Below are 23,784 nucleotides of genomic sequence, written 5' to 3'. Positions count from 1 at the left end.
AGCCGATGCAAAAACGTCCCGCCGCCGGCGATGCATGCCGGCGGCGGGACGTCAGGACAACGCCGTCGATGCGGACCGTCAGGCGCCGATGCGCTGCTCGATCTTCTTCATCGTGTCGGTCATTTCGGCCGGCAGGCGCAGCTTCAGCGTGTCGAACAGCGCCGCATGCAGCTTCAGCTCCTCGCGCCATTCGTCGGCATTCATCGACGTCACCGCATCGAACTGCTCGCGCGTGAAATCAAGCCCATCCCAGTGCAGGTCCTCATACGCCGGCGACACGCCGAACGCATGCTCGCCGCCACCGCCCGTGCCTTCGAGGCGATCGAGCATCCACTTCAGCACGCGCATGTTCTCGCCGAAGCCCGGCCACACGAACTTGCCGTTCGCATCCTTGCGGAACCAGTTCACGCAGTAGATCTTCGGCAGTTTCGCGCCCGCGCCGTCGAGCTGCTTGCCGAGTTTGAGCCAGTGCGCGAAATAATCGCTGACGTTGTAGCCGCAGAACGGCAGCATCGCGAACGGATCGCGACGCACGATGCCCTGCTGGCCAACCGCCGCGGCGGTCGTCTCCGAGCCCATCGTCGCGGCCATGTACACGCCTTCGACCCAGTCGCGCGCCTCCGTCACGAGCGGCACGGTCGTCGAACGGCGGCCGCCGAAAATGAACGCGTCGATCGGCACGCCGGCCGGGTTTTCCCAGTCGCCGTCGATCGACGGGCACTGCGCGGCCGGCGCCGTGAAGCGCGAATTCGGATGTGCAGCCTTGCGGCCCGTTTCCTTGCCGATTTCCGGCGTCCACGGGTTGCCCTGCCAGTCGGTCAGCTTCGCGGGCGGCGTGTCGGTCAGCCCTTCCCACCACACGTCGCCGTCTTCCGTCAGTGCGACGTTCGTGAAGATCACGTTTTCGGTGAGCGTCGAAATCGCGTTCGGGTTGGTCTTCACGCCGGTGCCCGGCGCGACGCCGAAGAAGCCGGCTTCAGGGTTGATCGCATACAGCCGGCCGTCGCGGCCCGGCTTCAGCCATGCGATGTCGTCGCCGATCGTCGTGACCTTCCAGCCGTTGAAGCCCTGCGGCGGAATCAGCATCGCGAAGTTGGTCTTGCCGCACGCGGACGGGAACGCCGCCGCGACGTGATACTTCTTGCCGGCCGGCGACGTCACGCCGAGGATCAGCATGTGTTCGGCGAGCCAGCCCTGGTCGCGGCCCATCGTCGACGCGATACGCAGCGCGAAACACTTCTTGCCGAGCAGCGCGTTGCCGCCGTAGCCCGAGCCGAAGCTCCAGATCTCGCGCGCTTCGGGGAAATGCACGATGTACTTGACCGGGTTGCACGGCCACGGCACGTCCTGCTGGCCGGCTTCGAGCGGATGGCCGACGCTGTGCACGCACGGCACGAACTCGCCGTCCTCGCCGAGCACGTCGTACACCTCGCGGCCCATGCGCGTCATGATCCGCATGTTCACCGCGACGTACGGGCTGTCGGACAGTTCGACGCCGACGTGCGCGATCGGCGAGCCGAGCGGGCCCATCGAAAACGGTACGACGTACAGCGTGCGGCCGCGCATCGAGCCGCGGAACAGGCCGTTGAGCGTCTCGCGCATTTCGGCGGGTTCGACCCAGTTGTTGGTCGGGCCGACGTCGTCGCGCGAGGCCGCGCAGATGAACGTGCGATCCTCGACGCGCGCGACGTCGGACGGATCGGATTGCGCGAGATACGAGTTCGGGCGCTTCGCCGGGTTCAGGCGCGTGAGCGTGCCCTGGTCGACCATCGCCTGGCACAGCGCGTCGTTTTCTTCCTGCGAACCGTCACACCACACGACGCGCTCGGGCTCCGTGAGCGCCGCGATGCGCGACACCCAGTCGATCAGCTTGCGATGTTTGACGAAAGCCGGCGGAGCGATCAGCGGGCCGTGTGTTGCTTCGGCCAAAGTGTTTTGCGACATGAGGATGTCTCCAGATTATTGGGCGGGGATGGGGGTTGCGGGGCGAGCCCGCGAGATGGGGGATGCGATTGGAGCGCAGGGTGCGGCGGCACGCAGGGCGAGACGCGCGAGCGGAGCGCGCGTCGATGCCGCGATGCATGCGAGAGAAGGTGATGTCTCTTTAGTAATTGCGAACGCGAGTTTCGCCATACAAGCAACCTGCCGTACAACTCCATGACGGCCAGCATACCATCGCCGTTATTCGGCAAACGTTGCGTTGCAACAAGAAACAACTATGTCGGCGAGCCGGCACGCCGGTTGCCTGTGCGTGCTTTTTACCGCGCCATTGCGTGCGCTTTGGGGACAAAACGGCCGGGACGGCCGTCCGGCAAGGGTTTCGTGGGAGCGGCAAAATCGGCCTGCCGCTCCCGCGCTTCGCAAACGCCAACGCAAGCCGTGCGAATTCGCGTTTTCGCTACTGCGGGAAACCCCGAATTAGGTTGCGTACACAAACATCTGACAGGAGCGTGCGACGAGCGCCCGTGCTCAAAACGGTGCGCCAGGCAATCCGGGGTAATACGCGCCTGCCGCCATCCCGCCGTCGACGGCCAGCTCGGCGCCGTTGCAGTACGACGCGTCGTCGCTCGCGAGGAACAGCGTCGCGCGCGCGATTTCGTCGGGCAGGCCGACGCGCTGCAGCGGCACGTTCGCGTAGTGCTTGTTGATTTCCTCGAGCGGCGCGCCGGTCGGGTTCGACATCGCGGTGTTCACGCCGCCCGGATGGATCGAATTCACGCGCACGCCCTGGTGGCCGAGTTCGAGCGCCGCGACCTTCGTCAGCCCGCGCACGCCCCACTTGCTCGATACGTACGCGGCCAGCGCGTTCACGCCGCGCAGCCCGTCCACCGACGAGATGTTGACGATCGACCCGCTCTTCTGCGCGATCATGTGCGGCGCGATGGTCCGGATGCCGACGAACGTCCCGACGAGGTTGATCGACACCGCGCGTTCGAAATCGCGTTTCGACAGCTCGGTGATGCCGCCGAACGTCAGCACGGCCGCATTGTTGACCAGCACGTCGATACGGCCGAACTGCTCCATCGTCGCGTCGGTCACGCGCACCCAGTTCGCTTCGTCGGCGACGTCGAGCCGCATGAAGCGCGCCGCGTCGCCAAGCTCGCGCGCGAGCGCTTCGCCTTCCGCGTCGAGCACGTCGCCGATCACGACGCACGCGCCCTCCGCGACGAACAACCGGCACGTCGCCGCACCCATGCCACGCGCACCACCCGTGACGATCGCTACCTTTCCTTCCAGTCGACCCATGTCGTCCTCTCTTCGAATCCGGTTTTCCGGCTGCCGCGCGCATGTGGGCGCGTGCTTGCCGGTTCATGATTGGTACGCGGCCAGCGCCGCGCGCCGTCGGCCCCCCGCCGTCAGCCCCAGTAAGCCTGCCCGCCGTCGAGCGGCAGCGTCGCGCCCGTCAGGTACGCGGCATCGCGGCTCGCCAGGAATACGATCGCGCGCCCGATGTCCTGCTCGCAGTCGCCGACGCGGCCGAGCGGAATCGTGCGGAAGAACGCCGCGGCTTCCTGCGGATTCGCATCGACCCAGCCTTTCAGCCCCGGCGACAACGCATGCGGCGCGACCGCGTTCACGCGGATGCCGTCCACGCCCCATTCGCAGGCGGCCGCGCGCGTCAACGCACGAATCGCCTCCTTGGTCGCCGCATACGCGCCGTAGCCGGACGCATCCCAGCGCACCGCGGCCGACGACGCGAAATTGACGATCACGCCATCGCCCTTCAGATACGGATGGCACGCGCGCATCATCCGCAGCGTCGCGATCGGCCCCGATTCGAGCCCCGCCATGAAATCCGCATCGGTCACGTCGAGCAGGCGGCCGAGCGGCACGACCTGCGCGTTGTTGATCAGGATCTGCACGCCACCGAACCGCGCGACGACGCTGGCGACGCACTGCTCGATCTGCGTTGCGTCCATCACGTCGCACACGAACGGCTCCGCTACACCGCCGCGCGTGCGGATCGCTTCACAGGTCGCGAGCAGTTTGTCGCGCGTACGACCGACCACGGCGACCTGCGCGCCTTCCGCAGCGAGTGCCTGCGCAACGCCTTGGCCGACGCCCTGCCCCGCGCCCGTCACGAGCGCGACCTTGCCTGTCAGGATGCCCATGTACGCTCCTCAGGCGACGATCGCCGGATGCGCCTGCACGGGCCCGCCGAGCAGTTCGCGGTACGACGGCGGCTGCTTGCCGTCGAGATCGGCGATGCCGTACCGCAGCGCGGCTTCCGCGCCGACGAGCACCTGCCCCGACAGCGCCATGCGTTGCGGATCGCCGTGGATCGCATGAATCACGCGGCCCGTGAACTCCGGGCTTTCCGCGACGAGCGAGAATTCCTTGTACAGATCCGGGTGTTCTTCCCACACGCGCGTCGTGCGCTCGGTGCGCAGCGGGCCCATCCAGATCGACACGGCCGCGACGTCGAACGGCTTCAGATCGACGGCCATGTCCTTCGCGAACTTGTCGACGCCGGACTTCTGCGCACCGTAGGCCGCGCCGTGCATGTAGCAGCTCGCGCCGAACGACGACGTGAACGCGATCAACCCGCTGCGACGCTGGGCCATCAGCCGCGCCGCGTGCCAGCTCGCGACATAGGCCGAGCGCAGCCCGACATCGAGGATGTTGACGAGGTCGAGCGACTTCTCCCAGAACGGGCCCGGCAGGATCAGCTGATCGTGCAGGTAGGTCGCGTTGTTGACGAGCATGTCGAGCCGCCCGCTTTCGCGTTCGACACGCTCGAACAGCGCCTTCACCTGCGCGTCGTCCGCGTGGTCGCAGGCCACTGCGATCCCGCGGCCGCCAAGCGCATCGATCTCGCGTGCGGTCTCGTGGATCGTGCCGGGCAGCGGCGCATCGCCTTCGTTTTGCGAGCGGCCCGTTACATAGACGGTCATGCCGGCCGCGCCGAGCGCGCGCGCGATGCCCTTGCCCGCGCCGCGCGATGCGCCCGTCACGACGGCAACCGGCGCATCGTGTTTCTGTGTCATGTTCGATGTCTCCTGTGGAATGTGCGCCACGTGGGTGGCACTGGCGTGCGTCAGGCGGCCGGCGGCTGCGCGCCGGCGAACAGCACGCCCGGCGCATCGCCTTCGTAGCGGGCCGACAGCGTCGACGTGACGACGCAGCGCGTGCCCGCGATCTTCCATTCGCCGTCGACCTTCCGGTATTCGTCGTCGTAGTACGCGCCGAGCTGCGTGAGCGTGCGTGCGTTCGTGTCGATCATCTGGTAGTGCAGGCCCCACGTGCCGCGCGCATGCGTCGCGTCGAGCACATCGATCTCGGGATTCACGCCGTGGTGCATCTCGACGATGTGCGGATGGCAGCCGAGTTGCGCGAAGACGTCGACCAGCGCGTCGCGCGTGTCGAACGTGCCGATCACGCCGTAGTCGATGGGCACGTGGCCGGGCGCGAAGCAGTCGCGCATGCCTTCCGGATCCTTGCGGTCGCAGCACGTGAAGTAGCGCGCCTTCAGCCGGCGAATTGCGTCGGCGTCCTCGAGCCGGCGCACGCGCGCTTCCAGCGATTCGATGAGGGTCATCCTGTCTCCTTGTTCGGTGCCGGCGCGGTTCGAACGCCGCGTCGATGCCACGTTACCGCCGCACGATGCGGCGGCCATCACCCGTTCGGATGAAACCGGTGATTCGTTTCGGCGGCGCCGTTCATGTTCGACAACGGCATTCGTCCGAACAGACGATGTGACGCAGGCGCCTTCGTTCCTACCATCGAACGACACCACCACGAGACCCGGCGATGGACGACACGACCCGCACGCTCCATGAGTACGAGCAGATCCGACAGTTGAAGTACCGGTATTTCCGCGCGGTCGACACGCACGACTGGGCGCTGCTCGCCGATTGCCTGACCGAAGACTGCGAGGCGCGGCTGTACGGCGGCCGCTATGCGTACGACGGCCGTGACGCGTTCGTATCGAGCCTGCGTGAGCTGATCGGCAAGCCGACCTTCCTGACGATGCATCACGGCCATCATCCGGAGCTCACGCTGGTCTCGGCCGATCACGCGTGCGGTGTGTGGTTTCTCGAGGATCACGCGATCAATCTTGAGGATAACTACCTGCTGCACGGCACCGCGTTCTACGACGACCAGTACGTAAAACGCGACGGCGTATGGCGCATTCACGCGACGCGCCACGAGCGGCTGTTCGAAACCGTCACGTCGCCGATCCCGCCGTCGTTCTCGCTGACCGCGAACCGGTTCGCACCGGGCGCGCACCAGGCGGCCGGATCGCCTGAAACCGCTTCCTGAACCCCGGCGGCCCCGCCGCCGATCCCGTCATTCCCCCTGGAGCCGGAGCAATGGAGAAAGTCATTTACGTGTTGTGGCGCGACGCGCAGGTCGCACCCGATCAGTGGAACCGCACGGTGCGCGCGCAGCTCGCCGACAAGCTGCTGTCGCTCGGTGCGCACGGCGTGCAGGTGAACGTCGCGGATGCGGATGTCGCACCGGCCGCCGGCCTGAAGCAGACCAACACGCACCCGGGCATCGACGGGATCGTCGCGGTGTGGGTCGACAGCGCGAACGCGATGTTCCGCCAGCCGTTCGACGACGCGGTGCGCGCCGTGGTCCCGCACATGGCGGCGTATCTCGTCACCGAGTCGCAGCCGATTCCGAATACGCGCTTTCCGGCGCGGCCGGGCGAGCGCACTACGGGTTTTTCGCAGCTCGCGTTCTTGAAGCGGCCACCGCGGCTGACGCACGAAGCATGGCTAGACGTGTGGCACGGACATCACACGCGCGTCGCGATCGATACGCAGGACAATTTCCTGTACGTGCAGAACGTCGTTGTGCGGGCGCTCACGCATGCGGCGCCCGGGTACGACGCGATCGTCGAGGAATGCTTCCCCGCCGCCGCGATGACCGATCCGCACGCGTTCTTCGACGCGGTCGGTGATGATGAGAAATTCCAGCGGAACGTGGCGGAGATGATGGATAGCTGCGGGCGCTTCATCGATTTCGACAAGATCGATGTGGTGCCGACGAGTCAGTATGTGGTGAAGGCTGTGCGGGGGTGAAGTCAGGTGATCGCGTGGTGCGATCACCTTTCCCCGGATGGATTGCGGTGTTCTGTTGCGGGCCGGTGGAGCGCTTGGGTGCGTCGCCGGCTCGTTTCAACTCACCTGAACGCACTGAAATCCACTTCTTCCTTGACGAACTTTCCCGTTGAAAGAAGGGCTTTTTCGATGTCCGCGACGATGGGCAAGTTGTTGATCGTTGCCGTGACGAACAGGCCCCAGATATCGTCGTCTATTTCGTAGCTGCCCCGAGCGTATGTCCAATAGCTGAAGTAGCGGTCTTGAGACAATGCGACCTCGGGTTCATCCAGGCCGTCCGGATGCGGGACCTGGACCGAATGCAGCGTATCTTGCAGGATCGCAGCGACGTTTGGAAAATCCACCGTCCGATGGTCGTCAAGTACCTCGACTAGAAGATCGCTACCGTGAAATACCGGTCGGACGCGGAATCGAATCAGGTTTGTCATGGTTCGTTTTTTGTTTCCGTGCATCGGTGGTTGACCGGTACCGGCCAGCGGCGGCCTCGCACCTCAACGGCCCGCCATGTTCGTTGCGGATTCAACCCGTCGATGCAGCACACTTCCCGGCGCTCGACAGCGCTTCACGACGCCAGGAGCCCTGTCAGCCCCGGGCGACCATGATCTTGTTCTCGTGCCGGATCCCGCCAAGCTCAAAGTACGCAGTCCCTTCCTGCGCCATTCCCCGGGAACGGTAGAACGCGATGGCCTTCTCGTTTTGCGAGTTGACGCTGAGCCAGAGTGACCGACTTCCGGTTCTCTCCTCTGCAATGCCGCTCGCATGCGTCAGCAGTGACGATCCGATTCCACGACCGGAAAAGGTCGCCTGGACGTAGAGCGTTTCAATCTCGACCGGGACATCTGCATGGTGCGAACCCAAGCGGATGACCATATATCCGGCAAGATTCCCGTCAGCCTCGGCAACCAGCAGGACGGCGCCAGGATCGTTCACCAGAGTCAGGATTCGTTCGGTCGTAAAAGTCCTCAGCACGTACTGTGCAATGACCTCGGACACGCCCGCCGCTGCGTAGGTGTCCACCCAAACATGTGCGCCGAGCACGGCAATACGCGCGGCGTCTGCCTGCCTCGCTGCTCTGATCGACACCATCGCGTTCATCTCGTCTATATGCGGAATATGCCCGGCCCCGGGCCGACGCTAATTTTCAGGCTACGCGAGCGCCTGCCGGATCATCGTTGTCGTGCCGAACGGATGCTTATATTAAATCGAGCGTACGCGTCGATGTCCGAGAATCTACACTGACAACCCCGCTTCCACGATATGGATCCTGCATGGAATCGCCCGCCCCCTTCAGTGGTTCGAAAATCGCGCTCTTCAAGGACCGGGAAATCCTCGTCTATCGACGCGACGACAAGCCCGACATACCGTTTCCCGGTCTGTGGGACCTGCCGGGCGGAGGCCGGGAAGGGAACGAGACGCCCGAAGCTTGCGTGCTACGTGAACTCCATGAGGAATTCGGATTGACGATACCGGGCAGCCGGATCGGTTGGTCGCGGGTCTATCCGTCGAATCGACCGGACCGCCTGCCACACTGGTTCTTTGCCAGCTGGCTGAGCGGTGCGGAAATCGGCGCGATCCGTTTCGGCGACGAAGGCCAGGAATGGGCGCTGATGGATGTCGACGCGTATCTGCGGCTCACCGATGCGATCCCGCATTTGCAGGCTCGCGTGACTGATTATCTGGGTCGTTGATGCCGCAATTTCCGGCGATTTACGGATGTACGCCGAATGTCACCTGCCGGCCGACTCCTGCTAGACGTGTTCGGCCGACGCGGGCTGCAGCGGCCACGCCTGCTTCCCGACCGCCACGCTTGATGTCGTCTGGCGGTTGTCTGTCCTGGTATAGGCCGCCCCAACGGACGAGCCGGATTCGACCGGGACTAGCGCTGGCTCGCTGTCGATGCCTGCACGAATGCCGAAATCGCCGTCACGACACCCTTCGCCAGCGGTAAATCCGGGTTCGAATAAGCGGCGAGGTTTTCTTGCCGATCCACCGTCCCAACCGTCTTGAGCACGTGATTGGCGTCGGCGATCAGCGCCATTTCGGCCCGCGGATTGGCATGCTTCAGCAGTTCCGCGTCCTGTACGCCAACCTGGATATCCCGCGCACCCTGCACGATGAGCACGGGCTTCATGTAATCGGCCAGCAGCGCTGCCGGATCGACAGTCAATTCGCTCATCAGGAAGCGCTGGACTTGCGGCCGGAACAACTGCATGAGGACTGGATCGATCCTGGCTGCATCTACCCGATCTCCTGCTTCCAGCGAATCGAGGATCGACATTGCATTTTCCAGGAACGGTGCATTTGCCGGATTCGATCGCAGTTGCTGCCTCAATACGGGCCCTAGCGGGCGTCCCGGCGTGGCAACCAGGATCAGGCCTGCGATATCGGCCGATTGCCGCGCCGCCAGCAACGCCACCAAACCGCCCTCGCTGTGCCCCAACACCCACACGCTGGAAGCACCTGTCCGCGCCCGGATGGCGGCGACCCACGCGTGAATGTCGGCCGCGTAGTCCTCGATCGTGACGTCATTGGCATCAGGTATCGCCGACGCGCTGCCGTACATGCCGCGCTTGTCGATTCGTACCGACGCGATACTTTCTTCGCACAATCCTTCCGCGAGCAATCGATAAGTCGACGCCTGAAGCCAGCTCGGCGCATTGCCATTTCTGTCGGTCGCGCCCGAGCCCGGCACGATCAGCACCACCGGAACATCAGCGGTGTCCGGGGACAAGAGCGTGCCTTTCAACGGGCCGGCTGGGCCCGGCGCTTCGATTTCCGTCTGCATGGTTTATGGAGAATCTCTCGCATGAAGTGTGATGACCGCCGTCGTTGGTTCCCACGGTACTTGAAACAGTAGAGGCGATTTGATTCAAGAATGGCAACGACGTTTTGGCAACTCGGGGATCAATTGTCGACGATGAACGCAGTTGCGTCGAGAATCCGCACCCGCCGGTTGCGGTGGACTGAGTAGCCCCCCGCGCCGGCCACCCCAGCCGCCCTGAAGCAGCCGTTCGCAACCTGGGCTACCAGGCGATAAGCCATCGCTTTATGAACGTCCTCGATCGACATGAAAGCGGGGCCACCGCTCTGGCTGGCCCCGATCTGTCGATCATGCCGCGGTGGCTAACGCATCCGATCGGCACGTACCATCGCGGCCAGAATATATCCGGCGATTCGCGGATTTTCCTTGATTCGCCGGGTGCTGTAGCCGTACCAGTCCTGGCCGTACGGCACATAGATCCGCACATTGAATCCTTGCGCACGAAGCGCATCACGCATCGGTTCGCACACGCCCAGCAACATCTGGAATTCGAACCTCGATCTGTCGATCTGCGCTCGCTGCAACCAACCGGTCAGCACATCGATCAATGGTGCATCGTGCGTTGCAATGCCGACGAACGATCCCGCCTCCAATGCCGTCGAAACGTGCCGGACGAAGTGCGCATTGATCGCCGCCCGATCCCTTGACGCACCGTCGACGAGATGCTCGTTCGCCTCCGCGTAAATCCCCTTGCAAATACGCATGCTGCTTTTGCGCGCAAGCAGTGGAACGAGGTCATCGCTCGTGCGCTTCAAATACGCTTGCAGTGCGATTCCGATCGCATATCCGTCGGCTTCGAACTTCGAGAACGCGTCGAGCGTTTTCGCGGTGAAACGGATATCTTCCATGTCAATGCATGCATTGATCCCGTGCGCGGCTGCCGATTGCAGTATTGCCGCGACTCGCGTCATACATGCGTCTTTGTCCAGATGCAACCCGAGCGCAGTCAATTTGATTGACAGCTCGGTGGGTTCACGCTCCGCCCCAAGCGCATCGATCAGATTGAGATACTCGCGAGTCATCGACTCCGCCTGTTCAGACGATGACGCACTCTCGCCCAACACATCAACGGTTGTTCGGAAGCCTGCTGCGTGGAGCGCCCGGATGCGCGTACGAGCATCGCAAAGCGTTTCGCCGGCGATATAGCGGCGGGAGATCTTGCGGATCAGCGAACGGGGAACGAGCGGGATGGCGCGAGCCGCCATCGTATTGAGAATACGCATGTTGTGGTCTCTTGAAAACGCAGTCGCACGAATACAGACACGATCGGTCAATTCGAACGACATCGCCGGACTGTTTTCCAAAACAGTCCGGGACGAATACCAAGGTCGATGCAATCGCTGCATCGACACTCGTTTTCAGTGCGTTTTCGAGGGAGGCCAGGCAGCTGCGTACATTGTTCGGGTAAGGTCTTTTGCAGTTCGCTACGGGTTGGGCAATACCGGCTTTCGGCCCGTCATTCAGGCATCGCGAATCGTAGCACGAGCAAACGAACAGGGGCGTGAAGCCGAGCGGAGGCGGCCGATCATTTCGGCCGCAGTTGAATTCAATGCAAGTCGCCGGAGAATCGACGCGGCTGATACGTCTTCTCGTTCCAGGTAAACCGCGCGGACTTGCCCGACGCGGCCTTGCCTTTCGGACGCACAAGGAGGTCGTAGTGCCCGTTGGTCATACGAGGGCTAAACGACAACACGTAATGAACCTCCTCCGTATTTTTCGCATCACACGCATCCTGCCGTGCGTCGCCCGGATCCTTGCCTTTTCCGACCTTCCCCGCGACACACGTCGCAGCCCCGTCCTTGTCATAGGTCGACCAGTCGGTAACTGCCGTGAAGATGGGTACAACGCGTGCATCGGCATAGCGATACAGGCTCAGTATCTCGGTCGAATCGCTAAAAGAAGTCGATGTGTAGTTATTGTTGAAGCGAACGCCAAAGGCGGTTTCCTGCGCACTGATGCGATAGGGAATGACGTCCATGATCAGGATTGCATTCCACAACATCGGCGACGTATCGACGCGCTCGCTTCGATCGCTCGCGAGCAGGCGGAACCCCTGCTCGTCGCGGGTCAGGACACCCGTCCACAACTCCGCGTCAACGTTCTCGTTCGAACGTTGGACCAAAGCCGACACGACCCACAGCGGCCCTGAAGCCGACGGCCCATGCGCCCATGGCGACAGCGCAATGCCCTTGACACTATCCGCCGGCGCGGGATCCTTGCCCATCAGGGCACGCAACGCAGCTTGCTGCTGAGCCTCGTCGCTCACGTCGCTCGAGGCAAACGTGCAATGCGCAACAAGCGCGAGCATGAGCGATAGCACCGTTTGTACGTAGAAGTGGCGCGTCTTGCTTGTTCGGATGCCCGGATATCGCCGCGCCGACGATGAATCCGCTTCGCGGTGTTCCTGCGTACTGGTCACCATTGCCCGTGTACTCCCCGTCGATCCATTTTCCAGCCAGTTGCCGGCAAGCCTCGCCGGGCCCGCGACTCTGCGTTTGCCTTGATGGGCTCCGACGACTCGAACGCTTGCCACGTCCGTCGTCGAACGGCCTCTCGTGGCCTGCGCGGGATAACGCCGCGCCTCGGCGAGCGTCGGCGCGCAGCATCGTCCGTGTTCTGAAGACGCGTCAAATCCGGCCTGACGCCAAGCCGCCGCAGCGATTCAGCTCATGGCGCCTTGGCCAAAGCCAGAATGGCCATCACCACGTCGTCCTCGATTCCCTTGATATCCGACGGGAACCGATTCCTTTGCGGGATCAACACGATGAGCCCCTCGATCTGCGCCGTCACCAGTGCAGCTCGCCGGGTCAGCACTGCCGGTGACAGCGCCGGGTTCACGGCTTCGATGAATCCCGCGATCACGCTCCGCTGAAATCCATATCCCTCTTCGAGCATTTTCCGCGCGAACTCCTGGGTCTGGGCCAGTGCCCAGAAGTTCACGAACAGGCTTTGGGTCTTGGGCTGCTTTCCGTCTTCGAGCAACAGGCGGACCACTTTCTCCAGGCGGCCCTCGGGTGTCAGCGACGTGTCCGCGCGCACGCTGTCGTACGTATTGGCGTACGCCTCCCTCGTCACGGCAAGGATGGCCTCGAAGATGTCTTCACGCGTGGGAAAGTAGTGCTGCAGGTTCGACAGCGCCAATCCCGCCTTTGCCGCGACCTTCCGCATGGTCAGCCCGCCGTAGCCTTCGTCCACGAAGATCTCGATCGCACTGGCCATAATTTTGTTCACCGCGTTCTTGCCGCGTTCGGTCAAGACGCGTCCATTATCGAGAGCCGCCCTCTTCAAGAATTCCTCCTGCTGCCCCGTGCGCGCATGCCCCGGGGCGATGGTACTGATGACGCTTCGGCGCCGCTCATGCCCGGTCGCATACCGCGCGAGTCGGGTCCGCTCGAAACACCGCGAGCGGGAATATAGGTTGGTCGACCGGATTTTGCAAAACTTCGCTACCCGACATCGGGCCGTGTCGGTCGACCCGCATTTGCCGCCGGTTTCAAGGCCTCGGTTCCACTGTGGCAGCCGAGACGCCGAACCTGACGGCGACATTCTACGCAGGTTTCAAAACGGAGGAGACGAGACGCTGTCCATTGGCGAACGCACACAAGACAGGTTGTCCATCCGTCTGCACGGGGAATCCATGCTTGTCTTCCACTTGCGCAAATCCTCGCTGGGAAAACAGTCCGGCGCAGTGGCAAGGCACCGCTCCATGACTCAAGAAGCACGCCCCCAGCCTCGTGGCGCCGGGCTGGACGGCCGCAACCAGGTTTCGCTGCCCACGGTGCACGTTCAGCGCCGATGTTGCACAAATAGGTCATGTGACATATTATCGTCAATACGCCCCGGCGACGGTACGCGGGGCAGATTGCCCGGCGTCACTCAATGCGCGCTCAGGAGGATCGCTTGCCTTTCAGGAAACGATACGAAAGGTGTCGAGCGCGGGACGGACGGCGTTTCCAGCAATTGAGTACGTAGCCCATTGATCCGACCATTGAGAGATGTCAGACCTCAATCATTAGGATTGCTTTGTGCTTGTTCGAATCGATCGACATGCCGGCATGACGGGGAGCAGGCTCTCCTGGTCAGGCACCGGCCCTACACGAGCGGAAAACCTTGATGCCGACCAACGCATTTACCGATGGATTTCACTACGAGATCCAGAACCGCGCCTTCGCCTTGCGTGCCATTGGAAGACTTGCGGGGCGTCTCGACGGCGATCCTCGTCAGCGACTTTGGGCTGCCTACCTGAAACTGGAAGCGTTCAATGCGCCGATCTACCATGCTGCGGCAACTCGTTGGGGCATGGATGATTCGCCCAGGTTGGCTACGCGGGTGAAGGCATGGGTAATCGGTTCAGTCCCGACGTGTGTGCTGAAGCCACTCCTGAAATACGTGTACGCACAGACGATCGCCTACTGCGAAACGTTGCGGCACCTACGAGACATCGGCCCCTCCGATTCGCGCGCCCTGCTGAATTACATGGTCGATCAGGAGGAATTTCAGATCGACATGATGAAGCGCTCGCTGGAGGGAGATGACGCCGTGCTGGCAAGCCGTGTCGACGCGTTCATTCATCGGCACGAGCAAATAATTATGCATACCGAAATTAATCACCATCACCAACAGGCGTGAGCCTTTGCAACCCGTGAGATCTGCCGCTGCGCCCTTTCATCGTTCATCGAGCGGCGACCGGACCTCCCCACCTGTGAGCTTCGCCATGGCACTCGATCAAACATCACTGCTTCAGGCCAGGTCGTTCTGGCAGCACGCCTACGGAGAATATTCGCCCAATCCATCGCTGTCCGGGGATCTCAAGGTCGATGTCGCCATCATCGGAGGCGGCTTCACCGGGCTGAACACCGCGTTTCAATTCAAGAAGGACAATCCCAACGCGCGAGTCGTCGTGCTGGAAGCCGCCGTCGTGGGATTCGGCGCCAGCGGCCGCAACGCCGGGTTCAGCACAAAAATGTTCGGCCTGGAGCCGGAAATGGTCCTGCTGCGCTGGGGCAAGCAAAAGATGGTCGATGCCCATCACTACCTGAAGCTCGCCGTGGCGCACACCCGGCACCTCATCGAGGAGCATGGCTTTCAGTCCGACTACTGCCATGGCGGCCTGGTCCGCGCGAGCTACACGAAGCAGCAATTGGGCCGCATGCAGAAGACGCTCGAGTTGTTCCAGAAGCTGGGCATCGACGCGGACATGGCGTGGCGCAGCGCGCATCAGTTCCAGCAGGACTTCCATTCGGAACGTTTCGCAGGCGGCATCTACGAGTCGGACACCGGCTATCTCAACCCCTGCAAGCAGGTCCGGTCGCTGAAGGCCCTGGCGATGTCGAGCGGGGTGTCGATCTATGAGCTGACACCTGTCACGAGCCTGGAAAGAACGCCGTTGGCGGTCCGCATCGCGACGCCGCACGGCCGGATCGAGGCGGACCGGATCGTCGTGGCGACGAATGCCTATTCTCGCGAGGTTCCCGGCTCGTCGAAGCTGAAAGCGCGCCAGTATCCGCTCTGGACGTATCAGGTCGTCACCGAACCCTTGAGCGATGCGCAATGGGAAAGCATCGGCTGGAAGGAACGACAGTCGTTCGGGGACAACCGGCAGATGCTGCACTATTTCAGGCCGACAGCCGATGGCCGCATTCTCATGGGCGGCGGCGATGCGATCAGCTACCGGACGGACGCAATGGACGAGGTTCCCGCCCCCGCAGCGTGGCGGCATTGCGAAGCACACCTGAAATGGATCTACCCGCAGCTGCGCAACACGCGCATCGACTACCGATGGGGCGGCCCGGTTTCGGTGACGATGGACATGGCGCCGGAAATCGGCTTCATCGATGACGAACGCATCATCTACTCGGGCGGATGTTTCGGTCATGGCGTCGCCCTGACGCACCTCAATGGCCGGACGATCGCGGATCTGCTGAGCGGAAAGCAATCGGCTCTGACGGACTTCTGGATCGTGAACAGGAAATCAATGTCGATGAAGAGCGACACCCTGTCGTTTCTGTTTGGCCGGGTGGCCCGTCAGGCACTGAAGACGTGGGATCGATGGGAGGAACGCGGATTGACGAAGTAACGGCGGGCGGTGGTGCGTTCCGGTCTCTTTGCCACACTCATGACAAAACGTCTATAATTGGACAATCCATCGACCGGCACGCCGAAGCATTCGAATCCGAGCGCGCCCCGATTCCCCGGCCTCACCTGCCTGGAGCGACATGAGCGACTACCCCGTTTTCGACACGCTTTGCGATCTGCTGAACACGTCCGGCGCGCGGTTCCGCGTGCTGGAGCACCCGGCCGAAGGGAAATCCGACGCGATCGCCGCGCTGCGCGGCACACGCCCCGAACAGGGCGCGAAGGCGATGCTGTGCACGTTCAAGGATGGCGGCGACACCACCGCGCTTGCCGTGATTCCCGGCCACCTGAAGATCGATTTCCGCAAGGTCGCCGATGCGGTGGGCCGCCGCAAGGCCACCCTCGCGTCGCCCGACCTCGCGGCCACCGTCACGCGCTGCGTGATGGGTGCCGTGCCGCCGTTCGTGTTCGACTCCAGCGTGACGCTCGTGGTCGATCCCGCACTGGTCGAACGCAACACCGAGATCGCGTTCAACGCGGGCCGCCTCGACCGCTCCGTCGTGCTCGACGCCGCCGACTACGTGCGGATCGCGCAGCCGCTGCTTGCCGACATCACGCGGCCGGAAGCGGCGGACGGCGAGTAACACGCCGGTTGCGCCGTTCCCGAAACCGTCGCATCGATCCGAAACCTGACCGCGAAACCATCATGACCACCACCCGGAAACTCGTGCTGTCCGAACAGGCCTCGCTGATCGAACAGGTGCAGCGCATTGCCGAGGGGCTCGGCGCGATGTTCGCGCCGTTCACCGAGGTCGTGGTTCACGACCTGCGCACGCCGAAGCACGCGATCCTCGCGATCCACAACAACCTGTCGGGGCGCGCAGTCGGCGACCCTGCGACCGAGCTCGGCCTCGCCCGCATCGCGGACGACGATTTCCCGCCCGTGCTCGCGAACTACCCGAACCGCTTCGCCGACGGCCGCACTGCAAAAAGCACGTCGATCGGCATCAAGGATTCGACCGGCCGCTATGTGGCCGCGCTGTGCCTGAATGCCGACGTCACGCTGTTCCGCGGCTTCCAGGGCATGCTGAACCAGTTCTGCAGCACGGACGGCGAAGCCGTCGCGGAAACGCTCGACCCCGCCGGCGCGGATGCGATCCGGCAACGCATCGACGCATTCGCGATGCGCCTCGCGACGACGCCGCGCGAACTGAAGACCGACCAGCGCCGCGAGCTGATGCAGACGCTGAAGGCCGACGGTTTCCTCGAAGTGCGCCGCGCGATGGAGATCGTGTCGCAGCATCTCGGCGTCTCGCGCGCGACCGTCTACAACGATGCGAAATGACGCAAGCGCGTGGCACGCGCTGCTCTCCTGCTGACCGATTCTCACGACCACCGGGCAACCCATGAATTCTCCGACTCTCCCCACATACGATGACGTGGCCGCTGCCGCGGCCCGGCTCGAAGGCCATGCGCACCGCACGCCGGTGATGACGTCGCGGACGATCGACGAAGCACTCGGCGCGCAAGTGTTCTTCAAGTGCGAGAACCTGCAGCGCATGGGCGCATTCAAGTTCCGCGGCGCGTTCAACGCGCTGTCGCGTTTCGACGCGGAACAGCGCCGCAACGGCGTCGTCGCATTCTCGTCCGGCAACCATGCGCAGGCGATCGCGCTGTCGGCGCGCATGCTCGGCATTCCCGCGACGATCGTGATGCCGCAGGATGCGCCGGCCGCGAAGATGGCCGCGACGCGCGGCTATGGCGGCAAGGTCGTGACCTACGACCGCTACACCGAGGATCGCGAACAGATCGGGCGCGATCTCGCGGCGCAGCACGGGCTCACGCTGATCCCGCCCTACGACCACCCGGACGTGATCGCCGGCCAGGGCACGGCGGCCAAGGAACTGTTCGACGAAGTCGGCCCGCTCGACGCGGTATTCGCGCCGCTCGGCGGCGGCGGGCTGCTGTCGGGCACCGCGCTCGCCACACGCGCGCTGTCGCCGCACGCGACGCTGTATGGCGTCGAGCCGGAAGCCGGCAACGACGGCCAGCAATCGTTCCGCTCCGGCGCGATCGTGCACATCGACACGCCGCGCACGATCGCCGACGGCGCGCAGACGCAACACCTCGGCAACCTGACGTTCCCGATCATCCGCCGCGACGTCGACGACATCCTGACCGCGACGGACGCGGAACTGGTCGACTGCATGCGCTTCTTTGCCACGCGTATGAAGATTGTGGTCGAGCCGACCGGCTGCCTGTCGTTCGCCGCCGTGCGACGGATGAAGGATGCGCTTAAAGGCAAACGGGTGGGTGTGGTGATCAGCGGCGGCAACGTCGATCTCGAGAACTTCTGCGCGCTGGTGTCGGCGCCGGCATGAACGTCGCGGCGCGCATGAATATTCCGTCATACGCGCCGCACTACTCCTTCACGTCGCGTTAAGTTTCGCGCCCTAGACTGATTAGGTTGTCCCGTCGTCAGTCGTGAAGGAGCCACCATGAAATCGCACGCGATCGTCGCCGCCGCCCTGGCGGCTGCTTCCCTTTCGGCGTTCGCTCAACCGGGCGTGACGTCATCCGGTTTCCCCGCTGCGTCGCCGCACGACGCCGTCGCGCAAGCGACGCACCGCTCGCCCGCCGCGTTGCCGCACGCCGGCTTCGTACTCGCGAAGATCGATCAGAACAATACGCCACCCGATCGCGGCGGCGACCCGAGCGGCCGCACGCACGCCGGCACGCACATGTGACGGCGCACGCCGGGCGCGGCTGCCCCGCCCGGCCCTCAGAACGCAGGCAGCGACGGATCGCGTGAAGCGAGAATGTCGTCGGTGCGCCGCTGCAGCGCGCCGTCGATCGTCTCCGGTTGCGGAATCAGCCAGTAGCGCCCTTCCCGGATGCCGTCGAACACCCGCTCGGCGAACGCGTCGGGCGTGAGCCCGTGCGCGTTCAGCATCGAGCGCATCGTGTCGACGAAGCCGCGCACCTCAGGCCGGTCGTGCGCATCGCCGAACGGGTCGTTGAAGATGCTGCTGTGCACGGGGCCCGGCGCGAGCAACGACACGCCGACCGGTGCGCCCAACATCTTCAGTTCTCCGTACAGCGATTCCGTCAGCGCAACCACCGCGAATTTCGTCGCCGAGTAAGGCGACATCAGCGGGCTCGGCAGGAACCCGCCGACCGACGCGGTATTCACGACGCGCGCCGGCACGTTGCGCTCGAGCATCCGCGGCACGAAGCTGCGGATCCCGTTCAGCACGCCGTGCACGTTGATCGCGAAGCTGCGCTCGAAGCGTTCCGGCGTGATTTCCCAGCTGAAGCCGGTCGCCATCACACCCGCGTTGTTGAACAGCAGGTCGACGCCGCCGAAGCGCTGCCAGGCCGCTTCCGCCAGTGCGTCGACGGCTTCCGGCCGGCTGACGTCGGTCGGCACGCACAGGACGTCGGCGTCGAGCGTCGCCGCGAATGCGTCGAGCTTCGCCGGGTCGAGATCGGCCAGCACGAGGCGCATGCCGAGCCCGGCGGCGTGGCGCGCGAGCCCGCTGCCGATGCCGCTGGCCGCGCCGGTGATCACGGCGGTGCCGCCGTCGAAGCGAATCGAATTCGTCATATCAATCAAAGTCCTGTCGGGTCGATGTGGGGATGCGCATACGCGGGAATCACCGGCGGCGGCAGCGCCGTGCGGCCGTCCAGCGAACGCACCGCGAGTTGCTGCGCGAGCGGGAAATGCAGGCTGTGCGTGACGAGGCCCGTGCGTTCGCGCGCCGGCAGGCGGCACAGCGCGAGCGCGGTTTCGGCGAGATACGCGACGTCCTCGGTCGGATAGCCTTCGGGGATGTAGCGCGCCGCGCCCGGCGTGCGGATCGCCGTGCTCGGCGCGACGAGATTCACCGCGATGCCGTCGGCTTCGAGCTCGGCCGCGAGCCCCTGCGTGAAGCGCGACAGCGCCGCCTTCACGGCCGCATAGACGGTCGCACCGCCCACACGCGAGAAATCGTCGAACGGCCGCAGCGGCGGCAGCGCCGTCACCGAGCCGACGTTCACGATCCAGCCGGCGCCGCGGGCGCGCATCAGCGGGATCGCGGCCTGCGCCAGCGCGAACGGAATCCGCAGATAGTGCTCGATCGTCGTGTCGAACATCGTCATCGGCATCGCGTCGACGCACGCGTAGTCGGCCACGCCCGCGTTGTTGACGAGGATGTCGAGGCCGCCGGCGGCTTGCGCCGCGCGCCCGACGAGTGCATCGCGCTCGACCGCGTTCGACAGGTCGGCCGCGAGCGCAATCGCACGGCCGCCGGCCTGCTCGATCAGCGCAACCGTTTCGGCGAGCGTGCCGGCGGTCGTCGCCGATTGCGTGAGGCTGCGCGCCGTCACGACGACGGTCGCGCCTTCGGACGCGAGGCGCTGCGCGATCGCACGGCCAATGCCGCGGCTTGCGCCCGTCACGAGCGCGCACTTGCCGGCCAGTACGCCGGTTCGGGTATCGGTCATCGTTGTCTCCTGTGATGTGCGTGCGGGCCGCTCAGCGGGCGATATCCGCAACATGAAGCACCAGCTTCGTTTTCGCCTCGCCCGTTTGAACGAGATCGAGTGCGCGGGCCGCCTGTTCGAGCGGAAAACGGTCGAAACGCGGCACGCGCAGCGCGCGCTTTTCAAGTAACTCTGCGAGCCGGCCGAGCGTGCCGCCGCTCGGCATCCGGCTGTAGGTCATCGCCGTGCGCAGGCCGCGCCGTGCGGCTTCGGCGGCCGTCGCAGCGAGCCGCTCCGCATCGCCGGCCGCGAGCGTCATGATGTTCACCAGCGTGCCGCCCGGTGCCAGCAGGTCGAGCGCATCGGGCAGCGTGTCGCCGCCGACCGCGTCGAGCACGAGGTCGACACCGCCGGGCGCCCAGGCGCGCAGCGCCGCGGCGATGTCCTGCGCGCGATAGTCGATGCTCGCCGCCGCGCCCAGCGATTCGACCGTCTCGCGGTTGCGCGCCGAACACGTCGCCGCGACGCGCGCGCCGGCCTGCACCGCGAGCTGGATCGCGAACGTGCCGACCGCGCCCGCGCCGCCGTGCACCAGCACGCACTGGCCCGCCCGCAGCCCGCCGTCGTCGAACAGGCCGGCCCACGCGGCCAGCGCAGGCGTCGGCACCGTGGCGGCTTCCGCCAGGCTCAACGCATCGGGCACGCGCACGACCGAGTCGTGGCGCACGGCTACGTATTCCGCATACGCGCCCCAGCGCCCCGCGCCGACGTCGGTCTGCGCGAACACGCGCATGCCGGGTTCGAAACTGTCGACGCCGTCGCCGACCGCTTCGACCACGCCCGCCGCGTCGAAGCCGATCACGAACGGAAACGTGTATTGCATGAATGCACCGAGGTAGCCTTCGCGGCATTTCCAGTCGGCGGGATTGATGCCCGCGTACGCAACGCGGATCAGCACGTCACCGGGGCCCGGCGTCGGTGCCGGCACGTCGGCCATCCGGAACGCGTCGGAATGACCGACGCGGTCGATCAACAAAGCTCGCATCTTCGTGTCTCCAGGGTTGTGTGTTGTCAGCTTGATGTGTGCGGCGCGTCACGCCGCCGTATCGGCCAGCAGGCTCGACGCGAGCGGACAGAACGCATGCGAGATCGCATCGACCGTCCAGTCGGGGCTTTCGGCATCGAACCGGCGATCGACCCAGCCCCAGTGATACGGATGCATCAGGTATTCGCCGACGAGATCGCCGACGTGCGCGAATTCCTGCTGCCACACGTGCGTCCACGCGCCGGGCGTCTCGATCCGGCTCAGCCGCCAGTTGCGGATACCGGGCATGAACGCGGGCATAAGCAACAGCTCGCGTTCGAGCGCGGCGATCTGTGCTGCGCTGGCCTGCGGCCGCGCACGCAGCATCAGCGTGCGCCATACGCCGTCGCGCAACGCCGGTTCGCGCAGGCCGCCGCCGATCGCGCGGCACGCTGCGCCGTCGATGCGCGCGATACCCGGCAGTTGCGCCAATGCGGCGAAGTCCGCTGTGTCGCAGGCCACCGACTCGTCGCGCAGCACGTCGAGCGTGTAGTCGCCCGCGCCCCAACTGCCGTCCAGATTGCGTGCGAGTGCCACGCGTTTCGCACCGGCCAGCGCGTGCGCGGCCTCGTGCAACGCATGTTCGATCGCGCCGGCATGGCAATCCGCCGACACGAATACCTGTGCCGTGTCATGCCGCATGGTCGACCTCCGTCGGCACCGGCAGCGGCGCAGCGGCGTCCGTCATCACATGGCGGCGGCGCACGTCGCACAGCGCGTCGACGGCCATCCAGAAGCCGACCACGTCGGCATCGGTCAACGCGCGCATCCGGTAGTAGGCCGGCGCGTCGGCCACATGCCAGGTCAGCCACAGCGTGCTCGGCTGGCCCGGCACCGCGACGGGCGGCGACACCCAGCGGCCGGCCGCCGTCAGCCCGCGTGCCGCATGGCCCGGCAGGTAACGGTCGCGCAGCAGGGCAAGCACGTCGGGAATGCGCTCGGGCGCGAGCGTGATTTCGTCTACGATCTGGATCATTCGCGTGTCGTCCGTGGTCGTTGGTGACAGGGATGCGCAGCCGGCCTACGCCGTTCCGGCGAGGCCGAAGGCAGTCGGCGTGGATAGCATTCTTGCGTGGCGACGGTCAGCCGACCCCTACCGGCCCGCTCACCGGCCCCTGTCGCAACGCTCAGATCGGGAGACTCATGAAACAACGCGCCATGCCAACCCGCGGCCGCGTCCTGCCGGGCCTCGGCGCGCGCCTGCTGAGCGAACTCACGCGCAGCGGCGCGCCGCCGGCCGATCGCGATGCGCAGCCGCCGCAACCGGCAACGACATCGGGCGATTTCGTCGCGCTGTACCGCGACGCGATCGAACGCCTCGAGGCGCAGGTCGCACGCGGCGACGGCCACCCGCCGATGCGCAAGCGCGAAGTCGATCTGATGTGCCGCTGCCTGCTGAGTTGCGCGACGCTCGCCGACGCGATCCGCTGTGCGCGCGAATTCGGCGAGATGCTGACGCCGCGCGCCGGCGCGCTGTCGCTCACCGTGCGCGACGGGCGTGCGACGTTCCGGATGGATTCGCTGCGCCGCACGCGCAGTCCGGCCGCGTGCCTCGTCGACCTGACGGGGTTGTTCTGCTATCTGCAACTGTTCGGCTGGCTGATCGGGCAGCCGTTGCGGCCGACCGACGTGTGGCTCGGCCATCCGCGCCGCGACGACGCGATGCCGCTGCTCGGGCTGTTCAATGCGCCGGTCGAAGTGGGCCGCAAGACCTACGGCTTCGCGTTCGATGCGGCGCGGCTCGAATGCCGCGTGATCCGCCAGCCGGCCGAGCTCGACGCGTTTCTCGTCGATTTTCCGTTTCGCCTGATCGATGCGGCGCCGGCTGTCGTGTCGTGGGCGCAGCAGGTGCGCGGCTTTCTCGATGCGGCGCTTGCGCACGAGCAGGCGTTGCCGGTGCTCGCCGAGCTGGCCACGTGGCTCGATGTCAGCGAGGCAACGCTGCGGCGGCGGCTGGTGGCCGAGCACACCGGTTATCACGCACTCCGGGAGCAATGTCTCGCCGAAGCCGCACAACGTTGTCTGCGCGAGTCGGACTGGCCGGTCGCGCGGATCGCCGCGCATCTCGGGTTCGGCGGCGAGGAGGCGTTTCGCCGCGCGTTCGTGCGGTGGACGGGTATCGCGCCGAGCCGGTTCCGGCGCGATTGCATCGCAGCGAATCCACCCGTTTCGTCAGACATGAAACGCGGCGCCGACGCATAAAAGAAAGGATTTCGAAAATATTTGCGCGGTAATGACGTTTTTTCGCATCCCCGCGCGGCCGGACA

The 23,784-nt window shown here is 65.0% G+C and carries 27 protein-coding genes; 10 read left to right on the top strand and 17 right to left on the bottom strand.

The genetic code is table 11. The features are described 5' to 3' along the window. Positions 1-78: 78 nt before the first annotated feature. The 5 genes from BCEP18194_RS30330 to BCEP18194_RS30310 form a co-directional block, all read right to left on the bottom strand. Positions 79-1,944, bottom strand: coding sequence for a phosphoenolpyruvate carboxykinase (GTP) (locus tag BCEP18194_RS30330; RefSeq protein ID WP_011355114.1), 1,866 nt, complete (start codon positions 1,942-1,944; stop codon positions 79-81). A gap of 525 nt (positions 1,945-2,469) precedes the next feature. Continuing rightward, complete coding sequence (locus BCEP18194_RS30325) at positions 2,470-3,246, bottom strand: glucose 1-dehydrogenase (protein WP_011355113.1); 777 nt, start codon at positions 3,244-3,246, stop codon at positions 2,470-2,472. A 110-nt stretch (positions 3,247-3,356) separates the two neighbouring features. Beyond that, a complete protein-coding gene (locus BCEP18194_RS30320; RefSeq protein ID WP_011355112.1) occupies positions 3,357-4,112 on the bottom strand; it encodes an SDR family NAD(P)-dependent oxidoreductase in 756 nt (251 codons plus the stop codon). A gap of 9 nt (positions 4,113-4,121) precedes the next feature. Then, complete coding sequence (locus BCEP18194_RS30315) at positions 4,122-4,988, bottom strand: SDR family NAD(P)-dependent oxidoreductase (RefSeq protein ID WP_011355111.1); 867 nt, start codon at positions 4,986-4,988, stop codon at positions 4,122-4,124. Positions 4,989-5,038: 50 nt separating this feature from the next. Continuing rightward, positions 5,039-5,539 (bottom strand): nuclear transport factor 2 family protein, encoded by a 501-nt coding sequence (locus BCEP18194_RS30310; RefSeq protein ID WP_011355110.1) that lies wholly within the window; start codon positions 5,537-5,539, stop codon positions 5,039-5,041. Positions 5,540-5,751: 212 nt separating this feature from the next. On the opposite strand from BCEP18194_RS30310, the gene BCEP18194_RS30305 reads away from it, so the two are divergent. Then, positions 5,752-6,264, top strand: a complete 513-nt coding sequence (locus tag BCEP18194_RS30305; protein ID WP_011355109.1) for a nuclear transport factor 2 family protein — start codon at positions 5,752-5,754, stop codon at positions 6,262-6,264. Between the two features lie 50 nt (positions 6,265-6,314). Beyond that, entirely contained in the window at positions 6,315-7,031 is a 717-nt protein-coding gene (locus tag BCEP18194_RS30300; protein WP_011355108.1) for an EthD domain-containing protein, read from the top strand. Positions 7,032-7,132: 101 nt separating this feature from the next. Here BCEP18194_RS30300 and BCEP18194_RS30295 read toward each other — a convergent pair whose 3' ends face one another. After that, a complete protein-coding gene (locus BCEP18194_RS30295) occupies positions 7,133-7,498 on the bottom strand; it encodes a hypothetical protein (protein ID WP_041493294.1) in 366 nt (121 codons plus the stop codon). 154 nt (positions 7,499-7,652) lie between these two features. Beyond that, positions 7,653-8,156 carry a GNAT family N-acetyltransferase gene (locus tag BCEP18194_RS30290; protein WP_157687312.1) on the bottom strand — a complete coding sequence of 168 codons (504 nt, stop codon included), beginning with the start codon at positions 8,154-8,156 and terminating at the stop codon, positions 7,653-7,655. A gap of 182 nt (positions 8,157-8,338) precedes the next feature. Between BCEP18194_RS30290 and BCEP18194_RS30285 the strand changes: the two genes are divergently transcribed. Beyond that, positions 8,339-8,758 (top strand): NUDIX hydrolase, encoded by a 420-nt coding sequence (locus tag BCEP18194_RS30285; RefSeq protein WP_011355105.1) that lies wholly within the window; start codon positions 8,339-8,341, stop codon positions 8,756-8,758. A 188-nt stretch (positions 8,759-8,946) separates the two neighbouring features. Here BCEP18194_RS30285 and BCEP18194_RS30280 read toward each other — a convergent pair whose 3' ends face one another. From BCEP18194_RS30280 to BCEP18194_RS30265, 5 genes are all read right to left on the bottom strand, one after another. After that, entirely contained in the window at positions 8,947-9,855 is a 909-nt protein-coding gene (locus BCEP18194_RS30280) for an alpha/beta hydrolase (RefSeq protein WP_011355104.1), read from the bottom strand. 119 nt (positions 9,856-9,974) lie between these two features. Beyond that, positions 9,975-10,139 (bottom strand): hypothetical protein, encoded by a 165-nt coding sequence (locus BCEP18194_RS41420; RefSeq protein WP_157687309.1) that lies wholly within the window; start codon positions 10,137-10,139, stop codon positions 9,975-9,977. A 54-nt stretch (positions 10,140-10,193) separates the two neighbouring features. Beyond that, positions 10,194-11,114, bottom strand: a complete 921-nt coding sequence (locus BCEP18194_RS30275) for a proline dehydrogenase family protein (RefSeq protein ID WP_011355103.1) — start codon at positions 11,112-11,114, stop codon at positions 10,194-10,196. A gap of 323 nt (positions 11,115-11,437) precedes the next feature. Continuing rightward, the gene (locus BCEP18194_RS30270; RefSeq protein WP_011355102.1) at positions 11,438-12,313 is read right to left on the bottom strand and encodes a hypothetical protein; all 876 of its coding nucleotides are present in this window, start codon (positions 12,311-12,313) and stop codon (positions 11,438-11,440) included. Between the two features lie 245 nt (positions 12,314-12,558). Next, positions 12,559-13,146, bottom strand: a complete 588-nt coding sequence (locus BCEP18194_RS30265; protein WP_041493293.1) for a TetR/AcrR family transcriptional regulator — start codon at positions 13,144-13,146, stop codon at positions 12,559-12,561. A gap of 858 nt (positions 13,147-14,004) precedes the next feature. Between BCEP18194_RS30265 and BCEP18194_RS41415 the strand changes: the two genes are divergently transcribed. The 6 genes from BCEP18194_RS41415 to BCEP18194_RS30235 all read left to right on the top strand — a co-directional run bounded on the left by BCEP18194_RS41415 (position 14,005) and on the right by BCEP18194_RS30235 (position 18,713). Then, positions 14,005-14,520: a hypothetical protein gene (locus BCEP18194_RS41415; protein WP_063712434.1), complete on the top strand. Its 516-nt coding sequence runs from the start codon at positions 14,005-14,007 to the stop codon at positions 14,518-14,520. Between the two features lie 85 nt (positions 14,521-14,605). Beyond that, positions 14,606-15,967, top strand: a complete 1,362-nt coding sequence (locus tag BCEP18194_RS30255) for an NAD(P)/FAD-dependent oxidoreductase (RefSeq protein ID WP_011355099.1) — start codon at positions 14,606-14,608, stop codon at positions 15,965-15,967. Between the two features lie 139 nt (positions 15,968-16,106). Next, entirely contained in the window at positions 16,107-16,610 is a 504-nt protein-coding gene (locus BCEP18194_RS30250) for a YbaK/prolyl-tRNA synthetase associated domain-containing protein (RefSeq protein ID WP_011355098.1), read from the top strand. Positions 16,611-16,672: 62 nt separating this feature from the next. Then, positions 16,673-17,311 carry a helix-turn-helix transcriptional regulator gene (locus BCEP18194_RS30245; protein ID WP_011355097.1) on the top strand — a complete coding sequence of 213 codons (639 nt, stop codon included), beginning with the start codon at positions 16,673-16,675 and terminating at the stop codon, positions 17,309-17,311. A 61-nt stretch (positions 17,312-17,372) separates the two neighbouring features. Next, entirely contained in the window at positions 17,373-18,347 is a 975-nt protein-coding gene (locus BCEP18194_RS30240; protein WP_011355096.1) for a threo-3-hydroxy-L-aspartate ammonia-lyase, read from the top strand. 117 nt (positions 18,348-18,464) lie between these two features. Beyond that, positions 18,465-18,713, top strand: a complete 249-nt coding sequence (locus tag BCEP18194_RS30235) for a hypothetical protein (RefSeq protein WP_011355095.1) — start codon at positions 18,465-18,467, stop codon at positions 18,711-18,713. A 35-nt stretch (positions 18,714-18,748) separates the two neighbouring features. Here BCEP18194_RS30235 and BCEP18194_RS30230 read toward each other — a convergent pair whose 3' ends face one another. The 5 genes from BCEP18194_RS30230 to BCEP18194_RS30210 are packed head-to-tail and all read right to left on the bottom strand — an operon-like array spanning position 18,749 to position 22,493. Further along, the gene (locus BCEP18194_RS30230) at positions 18,749-19,573 is read right to left on the bottom strand and encodes an SDR family NAD(P)-dependent oxidoreductase (RefSeq protein ID WP_011355094.1); all 825 of its coding nucleotides are present in this window, start codon (positions 19,571-19,573) and stop codon (positions 18,749-18,751) included. A gap of 5 nt (positions 19,574-19,578) precedes the next feature. Beyond that, on the bottom strand, positions 19,579-20,454 hold the full coding sequence (locus tag BCEP18194_RS30225) for an SDR family NAD(P)-dependent oxidoreductase (RefSeq protein WP_041493292.1): 876 nt from the start codon (positions 20,452-20,454) through the stop codon (positions 19,579-19,581). A 31-nt stretch (positions 20,455-20,485) separates the two neighbouring features. Next, complete coding sequence (locus tag BCEP18194_RS30220; protein WP_011355092.1) at positions 20,486-21,478, bottom strand: NADP-dependent oxidoreductase; 993 nt, start codon at positions 21,476-21,478, stop codon at positions 20,486-20,488. A 48-nt stretch (positions 21,479-21,526) separates the two neighbouring features. Then, positions 21,527-22,159, bottom strand: a complete 633-nt coding sequence (locus tag BCEP18194_RS30215; RefSeq protein WP_011355091.1) for a Dabb family protein — start codon at positions 22,157-22,159, stop codon at positions 21,527-21,529. Beyond that, positions 22,149-22,493 carry a hypothetical protein gene (locus tag BCEP18194_RS30210; protein ID WP_011355090.1) on the bottom strand — a complete coding sequence of 115 codons (345 nt, stop codon included), beginning with the start codon at positions 22,491-22,493 and terminating at the stop codon, positions 22,149-22,151. Before BCEP18194_RS30210 ends, BCEP18194_RS30215 begins: the two co-directional genes overlap by 11 nt. 167 nt (positions 22,494-22,660) lie before the next feature. Here BCEP18194_RS30210 and BCEP18194_RS30205 point away from each other — a divergent pair, with 167 nt between their 5' ends. Beyond that, positions 22,661-23,719, top strand: coding sequence for a helix-turn-helix domain-containing protein (locus BCEP18194_RS30205; protein WP_011355089.1), 1,059 nt, complete (start codon positions 22,661-22,663; stop codon positions 23,717-23,719). Positions 23,720-23,784: the final 65 nt, after the last annotated feature.

The sequence above is a fragment of the Burkholderia lata genome (assembly GCF_000012945.1).
GTDB lineage: Bacteria > Pseudomonadota > Gammaproteobacteria > Burkholderiales > Burkholderiaceae > Burkholderia > Burkholderia lata.
Note: the sequence above shows the minus strand (reverse complement) of the source record. Positions and strands in the feature narration are given on the sequence as shown.